The 22,639-nt window shown below is 65.7% G+C and carries 26 protein-coding genes; 2 read left to right on the top strand and 24 right to left on the bottom strand.

Annotation, left to right across the window (positions count from 1 at the left end):
* Positions 1-474 precede the first annotated feature (474 nt).
* Entirely contained in the window at positions 475-1,608 is a 1,134-nt protein-coding gene (locus ACXI0D_RS01910; RefSeq protein ID WP_479642207.1) for a hypothetical protein, read from the top strand.
* A gap of 88 nt (positions 1,609-1,696) precedes the next feature.
* Here the strand turns inward: ACXI0D_RS01910 and ACXI0D_RS01905 are convergent, their stop codons facing one another.
* Together ACXI0D_RS01905 and ACXI0D_RS01900 are read right to left on the bottom strand one after the other, a co-directional pair.
* Complete coding sequence (locus ACXI0D_RS01905; protein WP_479642206.1) at positions 1,697-1,888, bottom strand: hypothetical protein; 192 nt, start codon at positions 1,886-1,888, stop codon at positions 1,697-1,699.
* Positions 1,889-2,014: 126 nt separating this feature from the next.
* A complete protein-coding gene (locus ACXI0D_RS01900; RefSeq protein WP_479642205.1) occupies positions 2,015-2,437 on the bottom strand; it encodes a lysozyme in 423 nt (140 codons plus the stop codon).
* A gap of 148 nt (positions 2,438-2,585) precedes the next feature.
* On the opposite strand from ACXI0D_RS01900, the gene ACXI0D_RS01895 reads away from it, so the two are divergent.
* Positions 2,586-3,092, top strand: a complete 507-nt coding sequence (locus ACXI0D_RS01895; protein WP_479642204.1) for a hypothetical protein — start codon at positions 2,586-2,588, stop codon at positions 3,090-3,092.
* A gap of 913 nt (positions 3,093-4,005) precedes the next feature.
* On the opposite strand, the gene ACXI0D_RS01890 is transcribed toward ACXI0D_RS01895, so the two are convergent.
* The 22 genes from ACXI0D_RS01890 to ACXI0D_RS01785 form a co-directional block, all read right to left on the bottom strand.
* Positions 4,006-6,045, bottom strand: a complete 2,040-nt coding sequence (locus ACXI0D_RS01890) for a hypothetical protein (protein WP_479642203.1) — start codon at positions 6,043-6,045, stop codon at positions 4,006-4,008.
* On the bottom strand, positions 6,045-7,298 hold the full coding sequence (locus ACXI0D_RS01885) for a hypothetical protein (protein WP_479642202.1): 1,254 nt from the start codon (positions 7,296-7,298) through the stop codon (positions 6,045-6,047). The genes ACXI0D_RS01890 and ACXI0D_RS01885 overlap by 1 nt, the downstream gene beginning before the upstream one ends.
* Entirely contained in the window at positions 7,298-7,945 is a 648-nt protein-coding gene (locus ACXI0D_RS01880; RefSeq protein ID WP_479642201.1) for a hypothetical protein, read from the bottom strand. The genes ACXI0D_RS01885 and ACXI0D_RS01880 overlap by 1 nt, the downstream gene beginning before the upstream one ends.
* 3 nt (positions 7,946-7,948) lie before the next feature.
* Positions 7,949-8,659 carry a hypothetical protein gene (locus tag ACXI0D_RS01875; protein WP_479642200.1) on the bottom strand — a complete coding sequence of 237 codons (711 nt, stop codon included), beginning with the start codon at positions 8,657-8,659 and terminating at the stop codon, positions 7,949-7,951.
* Positions 8,659-9,147, bottom strand: a complete 489-nt coding sequence (locus ACXI0D_RS01870; RefSeq protein ID WP_262246112.1) for a hypothetical protein — start codon at positions 9,145-9,147, stop codon at positions 8,659-8,661. The genes ACXI0D_RS01875 and ACXI0D_RS01870 overlap by 1 nt, the downstream gene beginning before the upstream one ends.
* Positions 9,144-9,632 carry a hypothetical protein gene (locus ACXI0D_RS01865; RefSeq protein ID WP_479642199.1) on the bottom strand — a complete coding sequence of 163 codons (489 nt, stop codon included), beginning with the start codon at positions 9,630-9,632 and terminating at the stop codon, positions 9,144-9,146. Before ACXI0D_RS01865 ends, ACXI0D_RS01870 begins: the two co-directional genes overlap by 4 nt.
* Positions 9,632-10,207, bottom strand: a complete 576-nt coding sequence (locus ACXI0D_RS01860; RefSeq protein ID WP_479642198.1) for a hypothetical protein — start codon at positions 10,205-10,207, stop codon at positions 9,632-9,634. The genes ACXI0D_RS01865 and ACXI0D_RS01860 overlap by 1 nt, the downstream gene beginning before the upstream one ends.
* The gene (locus tag ACXI0D_RS01855) at positions 10,204-11,163 is read right to left on the bottom strand and encodes a hypothetical protein (protein ID WP_479642197.1); all 960 of its coding nucleotides are present in this window, start codon (positions 11,161-11,163) and stop codon (positions 10,204-10,206) included. Before ACXI0D_RS01855 ends, ACXI0D_RS01860 begins: the two co-directional genes overlap by 4 nt.
* Positions 11,160-12,320: a hypothetical protein gene (locus ACXI0D_RS01850; protein WP_479642196.1), complete on the bottom strand. Its 1,161-nt coding sequence runs from the start codon at positions 12,318-12,320 to the stop codon at positions 11,160-11,162. Before ACXI0D_RS01850 ends, ACXI0D_RS01855 begins: the two co-directional genes overlap by 4 nt.
* Positions 12,321-12,550: 230 nt before the next feature.
* Positions 12,551-13,153 (bottom strand): hypothetical protein, encoded by a 603-nt coding sequence (locus ACXI0D_RS01845; RefSeq protein ID WP_479642195.1) that lies wholly within the window; start codon positions 13,151-13,153, stop codon positions 12,551-12,553.
* A complete protein-coding gene (locus ACXI0D_RS01840) occupies positions 13,153-13,953 on the bottom strand; it encodes a hypothetical protein (protein ID WP_014036699.1) in 801 nt (266 codons plus the stop codon). The genes ACXI0D_RS01845 and ACXI0D_RS01840 overlap by 1 nt, the downstream gene beginning before the upstream one ends.
* Positions 13,950-14,696 carry a phage adaptor protein gene (locus tag ACXI0D_RS01835; RefSeq protein WP_014036698.1) on the bottom strand — a complete coding sequence of 249 codons (747 nt, stop codon included), beginning with the start codon at positions 14,694-14,696 and terminating at the stop codon, positions 13,950-13,952. The genes ACXI0D_RS01840 and ACXI0D_RS01835 overlap by 4 nt, the downstream gene beginning before the upstream one ends.
* A 66-nt stretch (positions 14,697-14,762) precedes the next feature.
* Complete coding sequence (locus ACXI0D_RS01830) at positions 14,763-15,308, bottom strand: hypothetical protein (protein WP_479642194.1); 546 nt, start codon at positions 15,306-15,308, stop codon at positions 14,763-14,765.
* 12 nt (positions 15,309-15,320) lie between these two features.
* A complete protein-coding gene (locus ACXI0D_RS01825; protein WP_164241943.1) occupies positions 15,321-15,563 on the bottom strand; it encodes a hypothetical protein in 243 nt (80 codons plus the stop codon).
* 80 nt (positions 15,564-15,643) lie between these two features.
* Positions 15,644-16,729, bottom strand: coding sequence for a phage major capsid protein (locus ACXI0D_RS01820; protein ID WP_014036695.1), 1,086 nt, complete (start codon positions 16,727-16,729; stop codon positions 15,644-15,646).
* A gap of 174 nt (positions 16,730-16,903) precedes the next feature.
* Entirely contained in the window at positions 16,904-18,061 is a 1,158-nt protein-coding gene (locus ACXI0D_RS01815; protein ID WP_014036694.1) for a hypothetical protein, read from the bottom strand.
* A 70-nt stretch (positions 18,062-18,131) separates the two neighbouring features.
* The gene (locus tag ACXI0D_RS01810; RefSeq protein ID WP_479642193.1) at positions 18,132-19,079 is read right to left on the bottom strand and encodes a death domain-containing protein; all 948 of its coding nucleotides are present in this window, start codon (positions 19,077-19,079) and stop codon (positions 18,132-18,134) included.
* Positions 18,973-20,454 (bottom strand): hypothetical protein, encoded by a 1,482-nt coding sequence (locus tag ACXI0D_RS01805; protein WP_479642192.1) that lies wholly within the window; start codon positions 20,452-20,454, stop codon positions 18,973-18,975. The genes ACXI0D_RS01810 and ACXI0D_RS01805 overlap by 107 nt, the downstream gene beginning before the upstream one ends.
* Before the next feature lie 62 nt (positions 20,455-20,516).
* Positions 20,517-20,741 carry a hypothetical protein gene (locus ACXI0D_RS01800; RefSeq protein WP_479642191.1) on the bottom strand — a complete coding sequence of 75 codons (225 nt, stop codon included), beginning with the start codon at positions 20,739-20,741 and terminating at the stop codon, positions 20,517-20,519.
* Positions 20,738-21,202 carry a hypothetical protein gene (locus tag ACXI0D_RS01795; protein ID WP_479642190.1) on the bottom strand — a complete coding sequence of 155 codons (465 nt, stop codon included), beginning with the start codon at positions 21,200-21,202 and terminating at the stop codon, positions 20,738-20,740. The genes ACXI0D_RS01800 and ACXI0D_RS01795 overlap by 4 nt, the downstream gene beginning before the upstream one ends.
* A complete protein-coding gene (locus tag ACXI0D_RS01790; RefSeq protein ID WP_479642189.1) occupies positions 21,199-22,155 on the bottom strand; it encodes a hypothetical protein in 957 nt (318 codons plus the stop codon). Before ACXI0D_RS01790 ends, ACXI0D_RS01795 begins: the two co-directional genes overlap by 4 nt.
* The gene (locus ACXI0D_RS01785; RefSeq protein ID WP_479642188.1) at positions 22,148-22,627 is read right to left on the bottom strand and encodes a terminase small subunit-like protein; all 480 of its coding nucleotides are present in this window, start codon (positions 22,625-22,627) and stop codon (positions 22,148-22,150) included. Before ACXI0D_RS01785 ends, ACXI0D_RS01790 begins: the two co-directional genes overlap by 8 nt.
* Between the last annotated feature and the right edge of the window lie 12 nt (positions 22,628-22,639).

Raw genomic sequence — 22,639 nt, 5'->3', positions numbered from 1 at the left:
TGGGGCGGGGTAAAGGGGATGTACGCTCGCGCACGTCTGGAAGGATGAATGGAAATTTTGGGGAGCCACCCGACGCGGCCACCACTGCCCATGCACCGTTCTGCCTAGCGTACTGCTGGCCATCTGTCGGAGCCTCGGGGAAATACTTGTTGGTGCTGCCAGCTGGTAGGTCATCGGTGGTCCGCAGGCTGCGTGCCCGACACCCTGCCCTTCGCGTCCCGGGTGATGCTTTTGACCAGCGCAGCGCCTACGCCGGAGTTGGCGAGGCTCTGCCAGCGAGATCGTGGGGCAGACCCGCTGCGGCATCGCCGTTGACCACAGCAATCTGGTTGGCGGTCCCGGTGATTGTGGCCGGCCGTGTTATTGTCGCCCTGCCCTTTCCGTCGCGGAACCGCCAGGAGCGTGCCAGCGCCAGAGTCGGCGACATCCTCCAGCCCGATCGTCGGGTTCCCTGCATCGCCGTCATGGTTGGCGATGTCGATGCCGGTACCTTCCTGCAGCGTCCGCAGCGCCCAGTCGCCGTTGCTCTGCCTCGCTGCGAAGCCGGCGCCGATCAGCGCTGCCAGCTTCTGGATGTTGGATGGGACTTCTCGGATCAGCTTCCAGATGGTCGAGGCGATGCTGCTCGGGCCGCCGCTGCTGCCCGCCGGTGGGGTTTATCACCTGCGCCGCGGTCAGGATCTGAGCCCCGTCGGGTCCACGCAGATTCACACCCACCTGTGCGCCGTTGGTTGCGTCGGGGTCGACGTCAACGAAGCCGCGGGGATTCTGGTGCAGCGGTACGCGCTTCTTGGCCATTACCGCCCCAGCGCGCGGATCTCGCCCATGCGGGTGTTGCAGTCCTGCAAGGCGACCAGATTGGCGTTGTACGCGCTGACCACCGCCTCGACTGTGCGCGATGCTGCCCGGTTGCCGGGCACGGCTGCGCTAGCCGGTCATCGACCGGACCAGCTTCTCCACGGTCACATGGACCTTCTCGGGCAGCTTCGGCCGCTCGGGCTGAAGCCAGCGCAGCCAACCAGCATCAGGGCGGCGATCAGAGCAAAGGAATTGAGCTGCACAGCTCCATCTCCAGTTGGGACCGGCATGCCGGCGTCCCAACTGGCGGCCTGCAGCGCCTTCTCTGCTGCGGCGGCCCGGCGCTGGCCCTCAGCCGCTGCCGCTTTGGCCCGGCTCGCTGCTTCTGCGGATGCCTTGCGTGCCACCTCGGCGGCGTCGATCAACACCTGGGTCTGCCGGTTTACCTCCTGCAGGAGCCTGGCCGGCGGCATCAGCCGCGCGCAGGTTCTCGGCCGCCTCCGCGCGCGCGCCGTCGAGCTGGCGCTGCACCGCACTGATCTGCTCCCGGTCGGCCGCAGCCTGGCGATCCTCGCCGCGCTGGCAGCCGGCCAGGCTGTCGGCCACCGACCAGCACACCACGGCCAAGGCGGATCAGCTTCGCGTAGGGCGCCAGCGGGTCAGGGATCAGCATGGCGCGCCGCCTTCGCCTTCTGTTTTGAAGCTGGTGGCCACGCGAACCAGGAACACCAACCCCACGGCCAGCACGCCCATGCCGATCAACGCCCACTCAGGGAATGCGTTCTGGCTCGCTCGGGCATCAGCGCATAGGCGCCAAGGCCGGCCGTCGCGGCCGCCGAAAGGATCGCCAGCCAGGTGCTGGCGCGACCAGCCACGCCCTGCCAGTTGAATCGGTCCTTCACTTCAGCCCCCTGAGCTGCTTCAGCTCCTTGATGTCCTGCTTGTTCTGCTCGACCTGCACGGCCTGCTTGGCCAGTTCGAGCTTCAGCGCCGGCACGTCGGCCAGCTGCGTGTTGAAGGTCTGCAGCTGCTGCTGCACCGTCGCCATCTGCTGGTTCGTGACCTGCTGCTGCGTCAGCACGGCTTGCATGGAGCTGATCAGCCAGTAGCCGCCGGCGGAGATCATGAAGCTGGCGAACGCGCCAACGATCCATTTCTCGACCCGGGCCGAGCGGGATACAGGTGCGGCCGTCCTGGCTCGGCTGGGCTTCCGTGCTCATGCGCTCCCGCCTTGACCTTCGAACACGCGGCGTTCATCGGCTCGGCGATTGGACAGGCCCTGCATGACCCTGCCGTTTGCCCTGTTCCAGCGCGGGAACTGAGCCGCAGCCCCGGCTACATCGCCGGCGTTGAACCGCTTCAGCAGGGTCGAGCTGCGGAATGCAGAGACGCCGATGTTGTAGGCCAGGCTGACCGTCGCCCCGAGCTGCCGGTCGGTTGCCGGCCGCCGCAGCGCCGACCGCACGCCCTTGGCGAACCGGTCCAGATCAAGGGCCAGCCGGTCGATCGGCCTGCTCTGGCTCCAACGGACGCCCTTTTCGATGCCGGGACCGGTGGCGCCGTAGCCGATGGTCCATGGCGCTCCGCCGGTGGCGGGGTCGGGGTAGGCCTCCAAGCGGCACCCCTCCCACTTCTTCACCAGCTGTACCGCATATGCCAGGGCGCTATGCCCGCTCCCCCGTGTGTGATGGGGCCATGCTGCCCGGCACGGCAGGAGCATCAACGGATGGCGCTCGTCTGCCGGTAGGATTGGTGGCGCGACCCAACCAAACCGCTACCGAACGAGCATGAAGATTGACAGGGAAGTGCAAACCAAGCTCTTGCAACGCTTGGCCAACGCGTATCCTCAGTCCGTTGAGGCGCTCGAACTGGGCCGAGAAATCGACCCGCGGCTGTTGGATTCCAGCATTGCCTACTTGGAAGAGCATGGGCTGGTGAGGGCCACGTTCATCGGGTCGCTCAACATGGGGAGCCCCTTGCTTGAAGCGAAGATCACGGCACGCGGGATCGACTTCCTGGAGGATGATGGGGGTCTAGGTGCAATCCTAGCCGTGGTAACTATCAAGATGCACGAGGACACGCTAAAGCAGCTTATCGCTTCAAAAGTCGAGGCCGCCGATTTGCCTCCGCAAGATAAGAAGCGATTCCTTGATCAGCTTCGCGAGCTGCCGGGCGAGACCACCAAACACCTTGCACTGAAGCTTGTGGATGTTGGCCTAGAGAACTGGCAGAAAGCACTTCCACTACTTGGAAAGCATGATTGGTCCCGGCTAACCCGCCCTGAACAATGCTAGATGCCCGGCGAACAGCTGGACGGTGAACTCGTCCCTGCTTTCGCCGGGTGCTTCAATAAACATGCCCTTCTGCGTTACAGCGATCGCGTCCGGCTGCATTGTGCGCACCTCGCTCATTTGGCCTCCGGTATCCCTAGCCGCCGGAACAGCTCGCGAACAACCTGAAGAGCTACTGCTCGCAAATGGGGGTTGGGCATGTCGTCCATGCCGCCCACCCTACCCCCGCGCCAGGCGGCTTCAACGGAGGGTGATACGCTTCGACCTGGGCTCTGGATTGGCCGGAGCTACCAAGGAGATGGAAATGAGTGCGGGAAACATTCGACCCAACCGGACCCGAAGTTCGTGCGCGAGATTTTCGCTGCAGCCAGCTTCGCAGGCAATTGCCACCCCAGGCACCGACCACTGGCTACATTGCGGTACGGGCAAAGTGGCCTGACTTCGAGCGACATCCTGATCTACTCGGTAGATGCTCCTCGACCTTCCGCAGAGTACTAGGACGCCGAGGAGCGGGAGGAAAGGGGAAGGGACGCGTACCGAGAAGCTGCCTCGAGCCGGCGGCATCTGAGGCTTGTACCTTCACAAGCCGTTGCCACCGGCCAGCCCATCGGCCGTCCTATCCGCCCACCACCCAAGGCCCGCGCCATGACCGACCAGACCCGAAGACCGATTCAAGGGAACTGGCCAGTTCCACCCGAACAAGGCCTGGGCTAAGATCAAAACAGCTGACTTCCACCGGCGCCTCGAACCACCGAAACATGGCAGGACCGCCTCTATGTCCGTGCCATGCTCGGGTTGCTCGCGCTCATCGCCGTATCACTGCCCTTCCTGCTGATCTGGGCATTGATTGATCTGTTCAGATAGGGCCTGCGCCAGATCGATTGCATCCTGGTCGTCATTCTCTGAGCCCATCCTCTTAAGCACGTTGATCTGTGCCGGAAGGGCTCCAACTGGTGCTCTCTGTGTTACGCGCCATCCACTTGACGATGCGCGGGTTCGTCATGGACCGAGCCAAGATATTTGCTCCAGAGCCGCCGGCGCCGATAAGCGTGGCCATGCCAAGGTTGCCGCTGAACAGGGAACCGAGCAAGCCACCCCAGAAGGCGAATTGAGCTCCCTGCTTCGGGGTTCCAGATGGCGCTGCAAGCGCCTTACTGCCTTCCTTGATGCTCCTTGCTGCGCGAGCCAGTTTGTCCATGTCGGCAGTGAATTCAGGTCCATAGCGACGGAACAGGATCTGTTTGGCCTCAGGGCTGATCCTGTCATTCCAGTTGCTCAAGAACGTGGCTGCATTAAACGTCTCATTGTCCAGATCGTTCTTAAGGCCAATGCGCTTCAGCACGGCAGCCGAGACTGCCTTCTGCCCGTCCTCCGGAAGAGAGTTCATCACGGCCCTGAGAGTGCTCGACCCATCCTTAGTTCCCTGCAGCGACGCATTGAACACCGCATTGGGGCCGCCATTTTTGTCCACCACTCTTTCGAGTAGCTCAAGTCGGTCATTCGACCACTTGTAGAAGCGATTGGCTCGCTTGATGGCCGCCACTGCCTGGGGGCCCTGCGCTCGTGCTGCCCTTTCCATGTCCGCAGTGAGCGCGCCATAGAGCTGGCGCAATTTGGCCGTGTCCTTATCCGGGGTCAGAGTGAAATCGAATGCCTCGTTGCCGATTTGAGTCCGGATATCCTTGATAGCCGAGTATGGCAGTCCGCTTACCCCATTGGCCTGAGCGCTCGCCAAATCTTGGGCAATCGTGTCTTTGAGCCTGACCATCCGGTCACTGACCATGTCTGCGGTAGTGGCAGCTGCACCGGGATTGACCGTAGTCAACGAATCCAACGCACGGCTGGTGGAGGCCAAATCAACTGGAGTAGCGTCGGGAACATGCCGGTCGACTTGCCAGTAGAAGGCCTTCCTGGTGGCTTTCACATTCTTGGCAAACGTCTCCACTCCCTTGCCGATGGCTTTACCAGCTTCATCTGCGGATGCGTTTGGCGAGAGGCGCTCCGCCATTCCCTTGAGACCAGATCCGATCTCGTCAGCCTGTCGCTCCGCAGCCCTCGCGATAACGCCTGCGCTGGTCGGTCCTGCGCCAAGCATGGTTTCCATGCCCTGCCGGGACCAAGTTCCAGTGCCCTGCCCAATGGTTGGTGTCGAGCCGAGGACCGCGAAGTCCTCGAGGGAGTTCTGCAACCTCATTCTGGAGGATTCCCCGCCGCGGACGGCTCCTCGCAATGTGGCTGGCACACCAGCGGTGATCGATGCGGGAGCCAGACCACCCAGCACGCCCGCTGCAGTCTGGCCGAGCACGCCCGCTCCGCTCTCCCTGGCCGCCGAACTGGCACCAGCGCCCGTGGCAGTGCTTGCCAGCTGCAAAGCAGGCTGAGCGCCAAGAATGTCCCCGGCCCGCTCCCCAAGCGTGGGAAGTGCCCGAGGCGCCGGCGCGGCCCGGGCCAGCGCCGGCACTGCCGCACGGCCAGCGGTCAGCGCGCCACCGGCGCCCAACGTCAGGCCGGTACCGGTCAGTGCCTCGCCAATGTCACCGAGGACGCGATCGCCAGAGGTCTGTGCCTTGGGCAGCCCAAGGGCATCGCCCAGCGTCGCGGCGTTGTCGCGGAAGCTGGCCACGGGGCGGCCGGTGACCTTGGTCTCCAGCGCGCCGAGGGCGTCGCCGCCGACCGCGCCAAGCAGGCTGCCAATGCCCTGCAGCACAGAGCGTGCGCCGAACGCCAGGTCGCGCGGGATACCTGCCTTCCACCCGTCCGCCTGCCGTCCATCGGCGGTGCTGGAAACGCTGCCGGTGACTTCGGAGAAGTCCGGAGGCAGTGCTTTAACGGTCCCCAGGGTCGGGATGTCCTGGTACTCCGTCCAGGGTCCCATCTCCTCCGCCGGCTGCGGCGCGCGGGGCGCAGGCTTGGCCTGCAGCTGCTGATACTCCTCCCATGGCAACGGACCGGCCATCAGATCTTCTCCCACGCGTTACGGTCGGCGGGATTGCCGCCACGGAAGCGGTAGCCGTTGCGCACAGTCCCTGGCGCCGGGCCACCTTGGGCCGGCAGCCCAGGGCCGCGAGCGGCAGGCGGATCGCCAAGTGTCCCACCGAAGCTCCTCGGCTCAACACCAGGCGTGCTGGAGCGCCCGTAGTTTGCATTGATGATGTCCTGCTTGCGGGTCTGCAGCTCCACTGCCTGCCGGTTGAACTTGGCAAGCCTTGCGAGCGCAGCAGCCGCAGTCCTGGGATCATTGGCGGACATCAGCTCGTTTGCTGCGCGCTGAGCGTCACCCTCAGTCTGCACGCCCTTGTTCAGGCGCAGCGACTCATTGACGATCTTCGTCAGGTCCGACTTCCATTCGTTCAGCGCCACGTCGCCTTCGGTAGCCATGCCCAAGCCAGTGCGCCCCCATGCCAGAGCGGCGTTCTGCGGGCTGATCTTCAGCGTGCCGTCGGCCAAGCGCGCAGCGTTCTTCTGGATGATGTCATTGAGGACGGCCGTGCCGCCCAAGGCATCTTCCACGGCCAGCAGGTCCTTCAGCGCTCCGACTGGCAGCGGCTTGCCGCTGTCCCCAAGCGTGCCGGCAGACTTGCCGCCAGGGTTCCACTGGCCGCTGCGCTCCAGCCCGAACTTCGCCGCGTCGATGCCGGCCGCCTGCCGGGTGCGTGCCGCGCTGGCGTTGGAGTTGTTGGCGCTTGCGTAGCTCGATGCAGCCGAGGCATTGCGCTGTCCGATCGCGGCCTCGCCCAGGGGGGTCACGTTGACGGTCTGGTCAGGCTGCGCGTATGGGTTGTAAGCGACGTCACCGGCGATCTTGGTCATCTCCAACGGCTTGGTAGTGAGCCCCAACGACGCGGCGCCGGCGCCGGCCAGATCGCCGAGCGTAGCGCGGTCGTACACGGCCTGGCGCATGATCGCGTCCTGACCCTCGCCTAGCGTCTTCAGGCTCACTTCCGGGTTGGACAAGAGCGCGGCGGTGAGAAACTCGTTCCTCGCTCCGAGGTCCCCTCCGAGAACACGGCCGAGCAGGTCTGGGTTATCAAGGGCCTGTCTCTTGACCACATTCTGCTCGCCAAGCACAGCCTTCGAACGCGCCTGACGAGCCTCCTGCAGCGCCTGTTCGACCTGGTAGTTCCGGCCCAGCTGATCCGTGTAGGTGTCGCGCGTGTTGCCGAACAGCGCGGTGCCGAGAGCCTGCCCGGCCTGGTATGGATTGGCCATCAGGCGTACCCCATGGTGGTCGGATCATAGGACCCGTAGAAGTTGGCGCCCATGCGAGGCGCAGACGCGGCGATCCCGCCGCCACCACCACCAGCCATCGCGCCGCCTGCGGAAGTGGCCAGGCCTGCCAGCAGGTCGACCTCGGGCCTGCGCCGGATCTGCCGCAGGCGCAACTGGTCGATGAACTGTTGCCCGCGGCTCGCGCGCGCTTCCATGTCCAAGTCCGTGGCCAGCTTCCCGTAGCCGAACGCCTCTTGCTGCCGCTGCAGCTGCGGCGCGTCGATGCGCGACATCAGGCCGGCAGTGGTCGCCGCAGCGTTGTCTGCGCCGGCGCGCGCGGCGCCGGCATCGGCCTGGAAGGTCGCGCCGCCGATCGGGCTGTTCAAGCCCGACAGAGCCTGCCGCTGCCCGCGCTGCAGCTGCTGCATGTACTGCCCCAGCCGCTGGGCCCGGTCATCCGCCGCCGTGCTGGTCTCCAGCTGCGCGATCTCGTCGTTCACACGGCGATCGGCCTCCTGCTGCCGGCGCGACTGATTCAGCAGGCCCTGCGCAGTCTCCTCGTCCTGCTTGCGCTCAACGCGCTGCGTTTCTGCCTGCTGCGCCGCCGTGCCGGCCAGAGCGATCGCGATGGGAATGAACTGGCCCATGAGTTACCCGCCGTATGCGGCACCGCCGCCGTAGAGGTTGAAATTCGCGTCCCGATTGGCCTGGCGCCGCGCCGCTTCCTCCCGGCGGTTCTTCACGAACCCGCCGATGGTCGCGAACTGGTCGCCCAGCTGCTCGCCGAAGGCCTGAGACCTCGCGTTTTCGAAGTTGGAGCGCAGACCGGCCGCAGCCTGCGACGCAGCTGTGGTTGCGTCCAGGCCAGACGTCGCCAGCTGGATGAGGCGCGCACGGGAATCCTGATCGGCAGCTTCGAGCTGCGCGCCGGCGCCCTGCGCCCTGCCCTCCACGTTGATCAGGCCCCGGTTGTACTCGTCGGTGAGCCCGCGGTTCTGGTCGACGTTGACACTGCCGCCGGACAGGCCACCGCGCGCCAGCGAGAACTTCAGTTCGCGCGCCGCGTCGGTGTTCTGCCGGTTGAGGTCTTCCATCAGCTTGGAACGGGTTGCCGATACAAAATCGGCGATGTCCTTGGCCCGACGCGGGTTGTCGAACACCTGGTTGATGCGGCCCTGAGCCTCCCGAATCCGCTCCTGGCGTTCCATCTCCATGCGCGCGGCCACGTCCGCAGCCGACTCGCCCTGCTTGGCCGTCTTGGTCAGGCCCAGCGGGTCCAGAATCTTGCTGGCGCCCGACTTCTGGATCAGCCCCGTCGGGTCTGCCCAGTTGCCCTTGCCGATATTGCCGCCGCCGGCCATCAGCCTGCCTCCTTGGTGCGTGCGAACAGGACCGCGTCAGCGCCATTGGCGCAGTAGCGGCTCAGGGTTGCCTCACGGCGGTAGCCCAGCGAACGCTCGTACCATTCGAACGTCTTGTCGCGGCCGGCCACGCCGTAGAGCTGCAGGCGGTGCACGCCGGCCTGCGCCAGCATCTTGTCGTTGAGCCTGCGCGTGATCTTGGTGATGGCGCGCCAGTGTTTCTCCCAGCCGGCCATCGTGCCCAGCTGCCAGCCCTCCCATACGCCAGGACGGACCTGCCAGAACCCGCCGGCAACCACAGGCACGCCGTCGGCCAGCAGGACGAACTTCGGCCCGTGCACGGCGGCCATCTTCAGGATCGCCTGCTGAGGGTCGTACTCGGCCGCACCGGTCATGGCCAGGTCCTGCGCGATCTCGTCCGGGCGCATGTTGCGCGCCAGGTAGGCCAGATCCTCAATCAGGACGTCGCTGGAGGCGGTGACAGTCATGGTCCGTTGCCCAGGTCGAAGAAGCTCAGCGACGCCTGCGTCAGCGCCCACTTCTTGCCCGGCGCGAAGTCCACACGCAGGCTGAAGGTAGGCGCCGACATCGGGAACGGGATCACCCCGCCCGGCAGCGTATCGGGATCGACCGTGTACGGGTCGGTGAACGCGGCAGGGTTCCGCTGGTCGTAGCCGATGCTGATGCTGGGCGTGCCCTGGCTCACGATGTCGAAACCCTCCATCATCTTGGTGACGCTCGGCGTCCCGAAGTCCAGCCACGGCCACCAGACCGTGCCACCGAACGGGATCGACTCGCCGCCAACGTCGTCGCCCAAGGCAAAGTCGCTGACCGCGCTGATTTCGTCCCCGTGCCGGATGTAGAGATCATTCCCCAGCTGCGCGAAGGCATCCACGGAGAATGGGAACAGGTAGCGGCTCCAGGCGCCCTGCTTGCCCGAGCGCATCGTGTAGACGAACACCGTCGACTGCATCACGCACCTCCGAAGCCGAACTGGAGCCGGCCGCCCGTGGACATGCAGAGCGTGGCCAGGCCGCCGCAGGGGGGATTGGCGCTCAGCAGGTACTCGGTCTGGTATCGGTCACGCTGCTGGCGGCAGTAGAGCGCCCCGGCGCGCAGGTAGCCCAGGATCACGTCGGAGTTGCTGGTCTGGGTCGGCCGCTTGTCATCCAGCGTCAGCCGCGGGTTGATCGCTCCGGGGAATGAGGTGAACACCATGCCCGGCACCGAGCTGTCGTACCACCACAGCCACGCCAGGCCCGACTGCACGAACGCGATGGCCGGCTGCATGTTCTGGTCGAACGCCAGCGCCACCGAGGTGATGCCAGGCCGGATGAACGCCGGCTGCTCGTTTCCGCCATCCGGCCCCAGATACACCACATCGCCGTCCACGCGCACGCGCCACAGCTTCACCCGCAAGCCCTGCGAAGCATCGTTCAGCGCCACGCCGCCCATCTCGAAGTCGATCAGCGGCTGTAGCGTCGAATTGACCCGCTCGACGTTCGCCGCGGGCATCGGGGTGGTGGACAGGCCGCCAGCGGGAATCATGGGGTGTAGCGCCCCCAGCTCATGCGGACGGTGAAGGTCGCCTTGAATGAGCTGGTCTTCGGGAGCTTAGGAGAGAGGCCCCAAGCCCACGCGCCACCGGTCTGGAATGACTCCGTCGCGGCGAAAAATGCCCGAATCCCGCCTGCGACGTTTCCGTCGTTGAGGTCGAAATCCATGCGGAACGACCGCTGATAACTGGCGGCGGTGTACGCCTGCGGGTTCATGCTCGTCCCATTCACCGGCGACGTTGGTGTTGATCCTTGGGCTGGCAGGGTCGCCAGCGCCGAAGGCCCAAGGATTGAGATGTTGCCGGCCGTGGTATTGAAACCCACACCACACCCGATGTACTGCCCCCAGCGGGAGTCATAGGTCGCGTTGTTCAAAGGACGCGCGGTCCAGGAGTAGGTGACACCCGCAATCACAACCGACCCGGTTGCATCCGTCATGGTTGGATAGATGCGCAGCTCGTAGGTGACGTCAAGCACCTCGTCGGAGAGCACGGTGATGGTGGTCGGGTTTCCGCCACCGTCGAGGATCAGAGCGCGGCTGAACAATGGGCCTGCGGCGAGGGCAGACACACCCACTTCGGCAAGAGTTCCAGTCGCTGTGCCTGCGACGAAACGAATCGTGCGCCGGCGCCAGCCGTAGAACGTGGCCGTCCTATCCACCCCATAAACATCCGCCTGCAATGTGCTGCTGACCGCCACCTGAGAAACCAGTGCGGTGTCTGTAACGGCTGGCGCGGTATTGCCAGACCCAACCCGGCAAAAGCTCTGGACAGGCGTCGATCCTGTCGTCCCAAGAAGATCCAGGCCGGCGTTGGTGATCAGGTTGGGGAACCAGTCAGCGGCAACCCGACGGCTGCCGGGCACCTCCTCGCCCTGGGCATCCACTCGGAACGCCTCGATTTTGTACCAACCGGCCACGCCGTTGTGCGCGTGCAGGACATTGTTCATGTGAGGGTGCCTCCTTCGACACTGGAAGACAGCCCGATGCCCTCGGGTGCCATGGTGGTGGTGATCAGAAGCTGCTGAAGGGTTCCGGCCACGACTGCGGATGCAATCGACACCGATTCCGGCGGAACCGTGTACCCCAGCAGTGTGTTTCGAAGCGTCCCGGCTTCAACGGCGCTGGCGAAGCTAATGGCCTCGATTGCGGTGTAGTTCTGGAGGATCGGGCGGAACGTCCCGGCCTCCACCGAGGAAGCCAGGGAGGTGGCCTCCACCGGTACGTCGTAGCTGTGGTAGATGTTGCGGAAGGTTGCTTCCACGACATCGGACGCAAGGCCGACCGCATCGATACCGCCGTCGACGGGATACAGGCGGGTCGTCAGGTACTTGAAGAAGCCGTCGCTGCCGGTTCGGTTCTCGGTCAGCTCTGCGGTATCGCCGAGCGCGTCCGTCGCGCGCACAGTCCAGACGGCATCGCCGCCGTTGGCAATCTCGCCCGTGACCAGGCCGCTGCCGTCCATCGACAGGCCGGCCGGCAGCTGACCATCGACGATCTCGACCTGGTACGGCGGCAAGCCCCCGGCGATGACGTAGGGATAGTTGATGGTGTCGCCGCAGCCAGCGGCTGGCAGCCGGCCATAGACGCCCAGCACCGGCGGCGGATAGTTCGGGAAGGCCAGCAGGTACTGGCCAGCGCCCGGGTAGTAGGTGGCCAGCGGCGGCGTGCCGTTGCGGTCGGCGTAGAGCATCGCCTGCTGCACAAGAATGTCGATCGGCGCTCCGACATCGCCAGAGGCCAGGTTCTCCGCGGCATTGGCGATTCCGACAGAGCGCACACCGAGCGCGGCCAAGTAAAACAGGTCATTGGCTACAGGGACAGCAGCGCGCTGCCACGTCGAGCCGATGCCATCCATCTGGTCAAGGATCGCCATCGAGGCCGGATCCGGGTCCACCTGCCAGTTCTGGAAGCTGCTGGCATTGAGCGCAACCAGGTTGGCGCGATACTGCTGCAGCACCGCCATGTCGTTCGCGTTGGCCTGCTGCAGACCTGTCGGCAGGTAGCCGGCGTCGTTGGCCGTGGACCAGTCCAGCGGGTTGGCCGTGGCGCTGTAGCGCACGATGTCCTTGTCCGCCGCGAACACCTTGCTGGCGACAATCGCCACCACCTTCGAGCGGGGACAACTTCTCGTCCTTCATGCGGCGGGACACGGCGCGCCAGTTGATCGAACCGTCCTGCACCATAGCGCCGATGTCGGTCGGCCATACGGGCTCGGTGGCACCGCTCACGTAGCGCGGCGAGGCCGTCCACACCACGCGGCTGGTGGTCACTGCCTCCCAGATCACCTCGTTGTCGATCACCTGCTGGCCCAGGATCCCTGGCCATGCCGGCTCGCTACTGCCCGAGGTGCCCGACTCGGTCTGCACCGCCTTGTAGACCAGCCCTTCGGGCAGCCCAGCGGCGGCGCCACTGACGCTCAGGTTGTCGCCGAAGATCTCGTGGTTGTGGGTAGCGACCGAAGTGAGGTGGATCGCCGCGCGCGCATAGGCAGCCGAGGCGGCGCGGTCGAAACAACCGTGGACGGATCCGCCATGCGCCGCGAGAGCCGCTGTCGACGGCATTGCCCTTGTCGGTCTGCAACAGGGTATTGAGCGCGTCATACCAGCGGACCTCCGCCCAACCGGCGGTTTCGCCGGCGGACGATGCGCCCTGTTGGATCATGCACGTTGCGGTAAGCTGCGCGCCCACCGGTACCACCAGCTGCGCGTTGTTCAGGGCGACGCCGTCAGGCTTGTTGCCGGGCAGCACCACGCAACGCGCACTGCCGTATCCCCCAGTGGTGGAATAGGCCGCATCGCCGGAGAACGTCCAGCCCGTCGGCCCCTGCTCGAAGTAGCCGTTGATCACCTGGGGGTTGTTGGGCGCCGGCTGGGTGATCGGCTGGACCAGATCGCCGGGCAGGTAGAGGGTGCCAGGCTGCCAGACGGGAGCGGCCATTACTGCGCCTCCTGGTTGGCATAGCGCCAGGGACTGTTGCCGCCGCTGCTGCCGTAGCGGTCAGTCACGTCTGGCGGCAACTGGTTGCCGGACTGCTCGCCCGGGATCGGCGTCGGGTTGGCCACGTCGCTGTCTTCGAACACGGTGGCGCCTGGCGATGCCGGCCAGGATGGCTCAGTGGCACCAGACCGCGGCGCGGGGCCAAACACGTCGGTGACCGTGTAGGAATATCCGTTGTCGACAGTGGGCACGACCTTGTCGCCAAGCGCGCGCGCCACGTTGCGCACCCATACCTGGAACTGCTCGGTGCCGCTGTCAAGCTGGTAGGCGATGCCGTTGGGGTCGGTCGGTGTGACCAGCGACCCCGGCAGGTAGATCTTCCCCGGCTCCCACGTCGTGCCGCGCTGCAGCCAGTAGTGGAAAACGTCACCATTGACGAACTCGGGCACCACATACAGGTAGCCGAGGAACGGGCCGGCGAAGTGGATTTCCTTGATCGGCAGATCCGGGGTGTTCGGGTGCTTCAGCACCTCACACTCGACCACCGGTGTGCTGGCCGCGATGGTCTGCGGCTCATGGCTGAAGACGATCAGCTTGCCGTCGTAGGCGCACAGACCCTTCGTTGCACCGGTTGGGAGCGTGTTCTTGTTCTTGGTGCCCGGCCGCGACCGCGGCACGCCGTCCTGATCGACGTAGCCGTTGACCAGGTCGTACAGGGTGTTTGCATCTGCCCCGCCCTTCGTCCTGAGCCGGTTGATGCCGCCCTTGGAGGCGTTGAGGGTGACAATGCGGCCGGTCACGGGAATGGCACCTCCGGGCGAGGCGGAACATAGACGCCCTCACCCGCCGGCGGCCCAGGGATGTACCTCGCCGTGGCATGCGTACCCGCCACAAGGTTGTTGATCATCACCTCCAGCTGCTGGATGTACGCCTGCGCGTCAGCCTGCCGGTAGTGCGCCTTGCCGTTGGCCAGCGCCAGCAAGAACACGATCTCGCTGTCGATCGTGGTCCGGTCCGTGTCCTCGGTGAATCGGTTGAGGTCGAACTTGCCCTTGATGACCAGGTTGCCCAACGTCTCGTCGGGCGCCGGCCAAATCTCGATGCAGTTGCGGAACTCGAAGCGCTGCGGCAAGCCGGTCAGCTCGCTGGTCGTGTAGCTGCGCGGGTTGATGCCCTGGTGCATCTCGGCCCACACGCCATCGCGCTCGCGGCCGACCCACGTCACCTTGCGCGGGTCCAGCGTCGCCGGGCACGACTGCGGAGCATTCTTCTCGTCGTTGTCCGGGTAGTCGTACAGACGCTGGCCGGCCACCAGCGGCCAGGAGAACCAGCGCTCGTTGCGGAACTCGCCGGTGGGGCGCCGGAACAGCGCCACCTGCGCGCTCTGCAGGAACTCATTGAGCAGATCCTTCATGCCCGGCGGCGGGTTGTTCGCCTGGGCAGCGAATCCCAGCCGGATCATCAGCCGCTTGCGCAGCTCTGCCAGTGTGGCGTTCCCGTCGGTGCTGGAGCAGGCGCACTGGATGCCGTCGGTAATGCTCATGGGAGCTCTCTTGTGGAGACGGGCCGGGGTTCCCCAGCCCGTCGGGTTGCCGCTTGGTGCTGTGGATCAGTCGCCCAGGGTGCCGGTGCCGGCCTGCGCGGCGTCGTACAGCGCCTGCAGCTCGGCCTTCGGCGCGTTGCCCTTGTGATCGATGCCAAGGCGGGTCAGCTCTTCGCGCAGCTCGGCATGGGTCAGCTCGGGCTGATCACCGCCGGCATCGGCGGTGCCGGCCTGCGCGGCGTCGCTGGCCTGTCCCGGACGTGCCGGGAGACGGCTGATGATCACGGCCTCGGACTGCTTCTTGAAGCTGTCCTTGCCCAGCTCCATGCCGACTTCCTTTGCGACATCGCGCGGGCCGTTACGGAATACCTGGTCAATCACCGGGCGGTACTTGTCGCCGTACTTGGTCAGCAGGCGCTGGTATTCCTGCGTGGCGTTGTCCGGCAGTTCGATCGCGTGATAGTCATCGTTGATGACCTTCACGTTCTCCTCGCCGTGGATCAGTTCGAGGATCGGCACCTCGTGCTCGAACACGGACTCAGTGATGGTGACCTCGGTACTGCGCAGAATGGTCAGCAGCACGACGGGAACGACGACGGTGGACTTGCTCATGTGCGGCTCCTTTCAGCCCGCCAGGGCGTAGACGGTGCCGGCGGCGGACAACTTGATCCACTGCGGCAGGTTCTGGACCTCGGTCTGGCTCGTCGCGGGGAGCGTGGCCAAGGTGGTGTAGGTGCCGGTCTGCGTGTCCGAACCCTGCAGGGTCGCGGCGGAGGCCGACAGGTTGGAGAAGGTGGCGCTGCCGCCGCGCAGGAACGGGCTGGTACCAGTCTTGAAGGCGGTGTCGGTGATCGGGGTGGACTTCATGGGGATGGCTCCTATGGCCGAATGGGATTCCCCGCGAGCGCCCGGCCGAAGCCGGGACACTCGGATCAGGCCAAGCCCGATCAGGCGATGGACAGCACGGCGTGCACGTTGCGCTTGCCGGTGGTAAGGCCGTACTTGTTGGTCTGCGCGTAGTACGTGACGTAGCGGTCCGGCAGCTTTTCCGGCTTGCGCTTCTTCATCCAGTTGCCCTTCACCGGGCGGAAGGTGATGAAGTTGCGGTTGAGCAGGTAGCAGCGCTTGGTCCAGGGATAGGTGATCGCGCCGAGCTTGGCGTCCAGCAGCTCGAAGGTCGGATCCCAGATCAGTTCGATGCCGCGGTAGAAGACCGCAGTGACCGATGCGTCCAGGCCGGTGCCACCGTTCGCGCCGACGATGATCTGGCGGTTGATCTCGATCTTCGCCTCGGCCTTGTAGGCATTGAGGAAAGCCTGGCCGCAGCGGATGTCGGTCGGGATCGCGCCGCCGTAGCGCACGCAGGCGTCATACATTGCGTCCAGCGCCGCCACGACACCGCCGGAGGCGATGGCCATGCTGGCGTTGTTGCGCCAGTAGGTGCTGGTGCTGGCATTGATGCCGCCGACGATGTCGCCGGTGCCCGGGGTGGTCGAGACGATGTGGTCCAGACCCGGGACGGCCTTGGCCGACTGCGAGCCGTTCTGCAGGGTCTCCAGCGCCAGACCTTCCTGCAGGCCGTTCTTCATGGCGGTCCAGCTCGACTGCAGCAGGTTAACCAGCTGCTCCTTCTCCTGCGAGCTCGGCACTGCGACGCCCGAGTCATCGATCAGGATGCCGTTGCGGATCAGGCGGTCTTCATCGAACCAGAAGCCCTCGTGGTTCGAGTAGTACTGGAACTTGGCGAAGCGGTTCGGGTCACGTTCGTTGTAGGTGACCTGGTCGGCGCCTTCGTAGTTCTGGTAGTTGCTGTCGTTCGAAATGAACAGCTTCTCGTTGAAGATGCCGTTGCCGAAGAACGAAACCTGCTTGTTGGTGACGAACAGGTCCAGCGTGCGGTGCGCAACGTTGATCTGGTCGACGGGATCCTTGGTGGAGTAGCTCTCCAAGGTGTAATTGGCGCCCTGCGCGAGCTGGGCAGTGGTCCAGGCCATGATGATGTCCTCGAAGGGGAATGGGTTGTCGCTTTCCATCCACGTTCGAGGGGGGCGAGGCCTCTCACTGCCCTACCGGGCGCGACTCCGGCGTACTGCTTGCGTGGCGCGGTTGTCAGCCGCAGGGCCAGATTGCCCGTGTTGCCGGATGCGTCAACGGACACAAGAAACCCCGCCTAAGCGGGGTCTCCTGGGCGTCACACAGGGACCTGCTTAGCCTTGGCTGGCCTGCTGGATGCCGTACTCCATTGCGTCCATCGGAGTCGCGAAGCTGGTCGGGTCCATCGCCGGGCGCGGACCGCTCGGGCGCATCGGGCCGGGGCGTGGGGTCGCGGGCTGGGCTGGCGCTGCCGGAGGCGCAGCAACTGCCACCGGTGCCTGTATGCGGGCATAGGCCAATGCGGTCTGCTGCGCCCACTGGCTCGGGTGGTAATTCTGCCGGATTCCGCGTACCGCCTCGTTGAGCGCCGGCCGCTTAGCCTCATAGCTGGGATCTGCCGCCGCCATATCGGCGTCGAACTGATTCAGCCACTGAATCCCCTGCTGCTCGGCCTGTTCCGCAGCATGTTGGCTCTCGGTACGCTGCCGCTCGACGCTGCCGGTGTAGGCGGTGCGGTCGCGCTGGCCAGCGATCTCGACGGCACGGGCGCGTGGCAGGTCGCCTGCCTCAACCTCGGCACGCAGGTCCTGGTGGTTGGCCAGCGGGTCGTGTACGCCCGGCACCTCTTTGCCGAGCAGCTTGGCAAGCGCCGCCAGCTCGCCGGTCATGGTGGTGTAAGCCTTCTCGGCTGCCACCATGTCGCCCTGCTGCGCCTTGCCGATCAGGCCCAGGTAGTCGAGCGCCATGCCGTACTGCTCGGGGCTGGCGCCAGTCTCCACGACCATCTGCACCATGTCCTCGCCGACCTTCGAGCGCTGGACCAGCTCCGGCAGGCGGGCCACGTCCTCGATGCCAGCGGCCTTCATGGCCTCACGCAGCGGGGCCAGCTCCTTGATCTCGGCGGCCATGCCGCGGAAGCGCTCGGCCGACTTCTCCTTCAGGCCAAGTGCGGTGATCTCGGCCTCGGTATCTGCGTCGGGCTGCGGCTCAGCATCAGCGGCAGCGGGCGGATGACCATCGGCCGGGGGAGCGCCGTCCTGCGGCTGGGCCGGAGGCTGGCCGTCAGCGGGCGGAGCAGCGTTCGGATCGTCCGCTGGCGGTGTGACCGCATCGGCGACCGGGGCGGCATCTGCCGGCACTGCATCAGCGGCAGGCGCAGCTTCAGCATCAGCAGCGGCGATGCCGGCGTCCAGCGCTGCCATGACGTCGGCTGGCTGGTCGGTCGGGGTGGTGTCCGGCGCAGTGGCCGGAGTGTCTGCGTCGACGTTCATCACTTGCTCCAGGTTGCGAATACCCGCCAGATGGCGAGCGTCAGTGGGTGGCAGCGCATCTCAGTTCCTATCAGGCTGCTGCAAGGGGATCGGCGGCCGGTGAGCCACCGGGAGGTGCGGGCGGAACGGGCGGCTGCTGGCCGGCGTTACCACCCTGCGGAGGCGGCGCGCTGCCGGGCACCGCTTGTGCGGGCATAGCCGGCTGCGTGCCGTCGTTCTGGGGGATGAGCTGGTCGATGTCGAAGCGCTCGCCGCTGCGTTCGGCGGTCAGGCGCATGAGCTGCTCCAGCGAGTCGGCGATGCTGTCCGGCGAGGAGCCGCGCAACTGGCCAATCTGGGTCACGCCCTGCTGCAGCAGCGGAAGAAGGTTGGCCCACGACTGGCGCTCCAGCGCCGTGTTCGGCTTGCCGGAGGAGCCTGCGCGGATCTCAATGCGCATGAACTCGGCGAGGTCATCCGGGCCCTGATACGGAGGCCAGAATGCGGTCGGGCCTGCGATGAAGCGCACGTCCTCGTCGGTCAGGTACACACGGGCGATCTGGCAGGTGTATTCGGCCAGCTCGGACAGGCGCATCTCCATGCTGTCGCGGCGGCTGCTGCTGCGCGCCTGGAAGCCCTGCTGCTGGATGTCTGCCTCGGTGGCAGTCTTGGCCGTGTTGATCGATCCGGACAGCGCCTCCTGCACGCCCCAGATGCGCTCCAGAGCCGCCTCGATCTTGCTGCGGTCGTAGGCTGCCGCATCCATCTGCGGGTAGGTAATCGGGACAAGGATCGTGCGTAGATCCAGATTAGGCTGGGTCGGGTTGATGGCGACCATCTCGCCAATCTTGGCGTTTGCCAGCTTCTTGGCCTCATCCTCCGTCATGGCGCCAGCGTTGAAGGCGGTCTTGGGAATAATCCGGCGGCGGTGATCAGTCTCGGCCGAAAGGCTGCGGTTGTACTCGTCGGTCAGTTTGATTGAGCGGCTGACGAGGCTCTGCGGATGACGCTGGCCATCCACTTCGGAGGTCGGGAACACGAAATACGGGTAGAACCGGGTCGTGGCAGGCGGGTTGAATGCCGGCTTCACCCAGAACGGTACGCCGGTGATCATGGTCAGGACGGTGTTGCTCTCTATCCCAGATCTCGACCAGGCGCACATAGCAGGCCGTGGTCGTGTCGTTGTTGGTGGTGAACTCGTCCGCATCTTCGGCCGTGGCACTGTTGGCCGTGACGTTGACGCTCTCGTTCTTGCCCATGCAGGGCTTACGCGGTGCGTACCGGGCCGCCTTGCACATGATGTTGGCCGCTTGGCCCTTCGGGTCGTACTGCTCCAGATACGGGCCGAACTCCGCCAGCGCATCGTCATAGCGCATGTACGAGATTTCGGCGTTCCACGGCGCGTCGACGTGGTTGGAAATCGTGAAGCCCGGCGCCACCTGGAAGTTCTCGCCGGCCACGTTGTCGATCACGAAACCACGGGCCACAACCCGCTCTGCCCCGTTCTGGATCGTAGACAGCTGCCGCTCCAGTTCGGCGACTGTCGCCTCCTGGTCGTTGCCGACTACACCCTTGATCGCGTCCCATGCGCGCGCGCCATAGCCGGCGGTGCCGTCGGCCAGCTCCTGCTGCAGCGCCTTGGCCCGGGCGATGTTCTGCTGCAGGTCGTTGATCGCCGTCTGGGTCTCGGGCGAGATCTCGGGCCGCTCCTGCCACGATGCCTTCAGCACCCCGATGCCGATCGTCAGCGACGAACGCACCCACGGCCGGCCGCGGCGCTTCAGCTGCGCGTCCTTCCACATCTGGGTGCCGACCGCTTCCATGGTCTCGGCGAATTGCTTCATCTCCCGGGAGCGCTTGGCGTACTGCTTCCGCAGCTTCAACACCTCGTCGGTGACCAGCTTGTCGGCCGGGTTGGTGGCCAGGTAGCTCTCCTGCGCCTGCTGGCCCTGCTGGAATGCCTGTTCCGGCGGAACGCCAATGGCGGTCTGCTGCACGGCGATCTGCCGGCCGACATCCATGGCGTCCTGCTCGGCCTGCTGCTGCAGGCTCGCCATCAGCTGCTCGTCCGACTCCACGATGTCGCGCAGCTGCTCGGACGTCGGCATGCGGTGCGCCGGGCCTGGCGACACGTCGAAGTCCGGATCGCGCGCGTAGAGGAACGCTTCCAGGTTGTCGATGTTGGTCCCGATGATGTTGGCATCAACCAGGAACCCGGAATCGCCGCGAGCCTGGCGCCGGTCCTTGGCGTATTGCAGCCGCGCGTCCTCGTCGTATTTCCGGGCCTCATCGAACCGGGCCGACCAGCGCTTCACGTCCGCCTGGATTCGGTTCAGCTGCTGGGCGCGCGCCGGATCGGGATCAGCGGCGGCCGCGATCCCGGTTTCGAGTGCTGCGATGGGTTGGTCTGCCATGGTCGGGCCGGTGTGCGAACTGGCCCCAAGGTGCCCGAGCTGCCGGAGGCATCAACGGACCATCAGGTGTAGTAGCTGGCCGACTTCTCGTCGTCGTCGCGGTCGGCGCGCTCCCTTGCCGCATACCAGGAATCGGTGAACGGCTTGGGCGGCTTGCGCTTGGCCACGGCCGGCTTGGACGCGGGAACCATGTCGGCGATGCCGCGGCCCAGCAACCCGCACACGTCCACGCCATCGTCGAACCGGGCGCGCGGGAAGTTGACCAGCATGTCCACGAGCCGCTTCACCAGCGCATTCCCGCGCGGAAGCGCACCCTGCCCTCCTGCACCAATGCCCGGAACGCCTGGACCTTGGCCACCTTGTCACCGATGTGGGGCAGGTACTCGTAGTTGGCGAACATGTTGTCCTCCTTCTGCAGGAGGCGCCTCACCGGCTTGACCGCGTTCTCCTGGCCACCGACCTCGCCGAACCACCACAGCGGCTTGTGCTGCTTGATCAGCGACAGCTGGGCCGCGACGCTCTTGTCCAGCTCGACCTGCTGTGCCCACCAGTCCACGATCCACAGCACGTTCAGGCCGTCGGGCCGGGAGCTGCCATCGTCCAGGCCCGCCACGCCATGCTCGGTGTAATCCGGCTCGGACTTCTTCTCCAGATCCCGCTCGGTTACCGCGAAGTCGCTGGCGCCGTACTTCTTCAGCCGCGCCGGCAGCTCCTCCGGGTCATACCAGAGGTCATCGAAGTCGCTCATGTTGAACTGGTTGCCCGATTCCGCCTTGGGCCGGCCCTGGTACAAGCTGGCCCAAGTGCGGGCCTTGGCCTTGTACTGCGCCCAGTGTTCAGGCGAGAACCACTCCGGCCACAGGTATTCGCCGATCTTGCGGCCCAGCGGGTCGTCGGCGCGGTCTGCCTGCGCCGGGATGCACAGCCTTCCCACACCTGGCCATCGCGGCATTGGATCGGGCCGGACTCGCCGTCCCAGTCCTCGGGAAGGATCGAGCCGGCCAGGTCTTCGGGGTGCCAGCGGGTCTGAATCAGGATGATGGAAGCGCCTGGCTTCAATCGGGTCAGCAGGTCGTCATCGTAGGCTGCGCGGGTGCTGGCTTGGATGGTTGGGCTGTCGGCCTCGGCACGGCCGGCCACCGGGTCATCGATGATCAGGGCATCGGCACGAGCCGACGTCACGCCGCCCAGGATACCGGCGGCCAGCAGGCCCGAGTCGTTTGTCAGTTCCCACTCGTCAACCGCGGCGCTGCCATCGCGCAGCATGGTTGGCCGCTCCCAGATCGAGGCGTACTCGGGGCTGGCGCAGATTGCGCGGCAGCGCTTGGACGATCGATAGGCCGGCTTGGCCGCGTAGCTGGTGCTGATCACCTTGAAGCCGGGCCACTTGCCCATCGCCCACGGCGGTGCGACGACGCCGGCGTAGGTGGACTTAGCCGAGCCCGGCGGCATGAACACCATGAGCCGGCCCATGGGCTTGCGCAGGCATTCCTCCACCTTGTCCAGCAGCAACTCGTGGTGATGGGCCATCGGCAGGCGCTCTGCAGGCGCACACACCCAACTGCTGGGGTCGTCGTCCACAGGTGCGCCGGGGATTGGGATCGACAGCGCAAAGGCCTTCAGGGACTCGCGGGACCGGCGGCGGCGCAGCAATTCGGCCGCGGCGGCCTCCCTGGTGATGCGCGGGGCGTTCTCAGCCATCTTGCGCGTCGGCACCAGCGGCAATCGCCAGCAGCTGCGCATCGGTCAGGTCGAACCGGTGCTGTATGTGCAGCGGGTTGTCCTTGTCGCCCTTCACGGTCACCGAATCACCGTACAGGCGGGGCAGCAGCTTGGATGCGACCCACTTGCGGGCGTCAATCCGGACGCGCTTGTCCTGAGGGTCGAGAGTCGCGTCATCGGCGATATCGATCAGTTCCTCGGCGAAAGCCTCGCCACGGATCTCGCACGCGCGCGCGTATTGGCCGTGAAACGTCTCGTTGCGCAGCAGCCACGCATCGATCGTGCTGCGGTTGGGCATCCCCTCCATTTCGGAGATCTGCCGCTTGCTCTTGCCTTGGGCGATCAGCTCACACACCCGCTCACCGAGGATGGGCGTGTAGGTACTTGGCCGCCCACCAGCCGACTTGCCCGGCTTCTTGGCCGTGCTGGCCTTGGGCTGCTTACCGGCCATCGCACGGCTCCA

The organism is Stenotrophomonas sp. C9D9 (genome assembly GCF_056491205.1).
The sequence above is the reverse complement of the archived record's forward strand: the minus strand, read 5'-3'. Positions and strand labels throughout refer to the sequence as shown.

Bases quoted from the DNA above. Each gene is read 5' to 3' on its own strand.
- ACXI0D_RS01910 (WP_479642207.1), top strand. From the start codon at position 475: ATGTCGATGCCGGTACCTTCCTGCAGCGTCCGCAGCGCCCAGTCGCCG.
- ACXI0D_RS01905 (WP_479642206.1), bottom strand. From the start codon at position 1,888: ATGCAAGCCGTGCTGACGCAGCAGCAGGTCACGAACCAGCAGATGGCG.
- ACXI0D_RS01895 (WP_479642204.1), top strand. From the start codon at position 2,586: ATGAAGATTGACAGGGAAGTGCAAACCAAGCTCTTGCAACGCTTGGCC.
- ACXI0D_RS01890 (WP_479642203.1), bottom strand. From the start codon at position 6,045: ATGGCCGGTCCGTTGCCATGGGAGGAGTATCAGCAGCTGCAGGCCAAG.
- ACXI0D_RS01885 (WP_479642202.1), bottom strand. From the start codon at position 7,298: ATGGCCAATCCATACCAGGCCGGGCAGGCTCTCGGCACCGCGCTGTTC.
- ACXI0D_RS01880 (WP_479642201.1), bottom strand. From the start codon at position 7,945: ATGGGCCAGTTCATTCCCATCGCGATCGCTCTGGCCGGCACGGCGGCG.
- ACXI0D_RS01875 (WP_479642200.1), bottom strand. From the start codon at position 8,659: ATGGCCGGCGGCGGCAATATCGGCAAGGGCAACTGGGCAGACCCGACG.
- ACXI0D_RS01870 (WP_262246112.1), bottom strand. From the start codon at position 9,147: ATGACTGTCACCGCCTCCAGCGACGTCCTGATTGAGGATCTGGCCTAC.
- ACXI0D_RS01865 (WP_479642199.1), bottom strand. From the start codon at position 9,632: ATGCAGTCGACGGTGTTCGTCTACACGATGCGCTCGGGCAAGCAGGGC.
- ACXI0D_RS01860 (WP_479642198.1), bottom strand. From the start codon at position 10,207: ATGATTCCCGCTGGCGGCCTGTCCACCACCCCGATGCCCGCGGCGAAC.
- ACXI0D_RS01855 (WP_479642197.1), bottom strand. From the start codon at position 11,163: ATGAACAATGTCCTGCACGCGCACAACGGCGTGGCCGGTTGGTACAAA.
- ACXI0D_RS01845 (WP_479642195.1), bottom strand. From the start codon at position 13,153: ATGGCCGCTCCCGTCTGGCAGCCTGGCACCCTCTACCTGCCCGGCGAT.
- ACXI0D_RS01835 (WP_014036698.1), bottom strand. From the start codon at position 14,696: ATGAGCATTACCGACGGCATCCAGTGCGCCTGCTCCAGCACCGACGGG.
- ACXI0D_RS01830 (WP_479642194.1), bottom strand. From the start codon at position 15,308: ATGAGCAAGTCCACCGTCGTCGTTCCCGTCGTGCTGCTGACCATTCTG.
- ACXI0D_RS01825 (WP_164241943.1), bottom strand. From the start codon at position 15,563: ATGAAGTCCACCCCGATCACCGACACCGCCTTCAAGACTGGTACCAGC.
- ACXI0D_RS01820 (WP_014036695.1), bottom strand. From the start codon at position 16,729: ATGGAAAGCGACAACCCATTCCCCTTCGAGGACATCATCATGGCCTGG.
- ACXI0D_RS01815 (WP_014036694.1), bottom strand. From the start codon at position 18,061: ATGAACGTCGACGCAGACACTCCGGCCACTGCGCCGGACACCACCCCG.
- ACXI0D_RS01805 (WP_479642192.1), bottom strand. From the start codon at position 20,454: ATGGCAGACCAACCCATCGCAGCACTCGAAACCGGGATCGCGGCCGCC.
- ACXI0D_RS01795 (WP_479642190.1), bottom strand. From the start codon at position 21,202: ATGAGCGACTTCGATGACCTCTGGTATGACCCGGAGGAGCTGCCGGCG.
- ACXI0D_RS01790 (WP_479642189.1), bottom strand. From the start codon at position 22,155: ATGGCTGAGAACGCCCCGCGCATCACCAGGGAGGCCGCCGCGGCCGAA.
- ACXI0D_RS01785 (WP_479642188.1), bottom strand. From the start codon at position 22,627: ATGGCCGGTAAGCAGCCCAAGGCCAGCACGGCCAAGAAGCCGGGCAAG.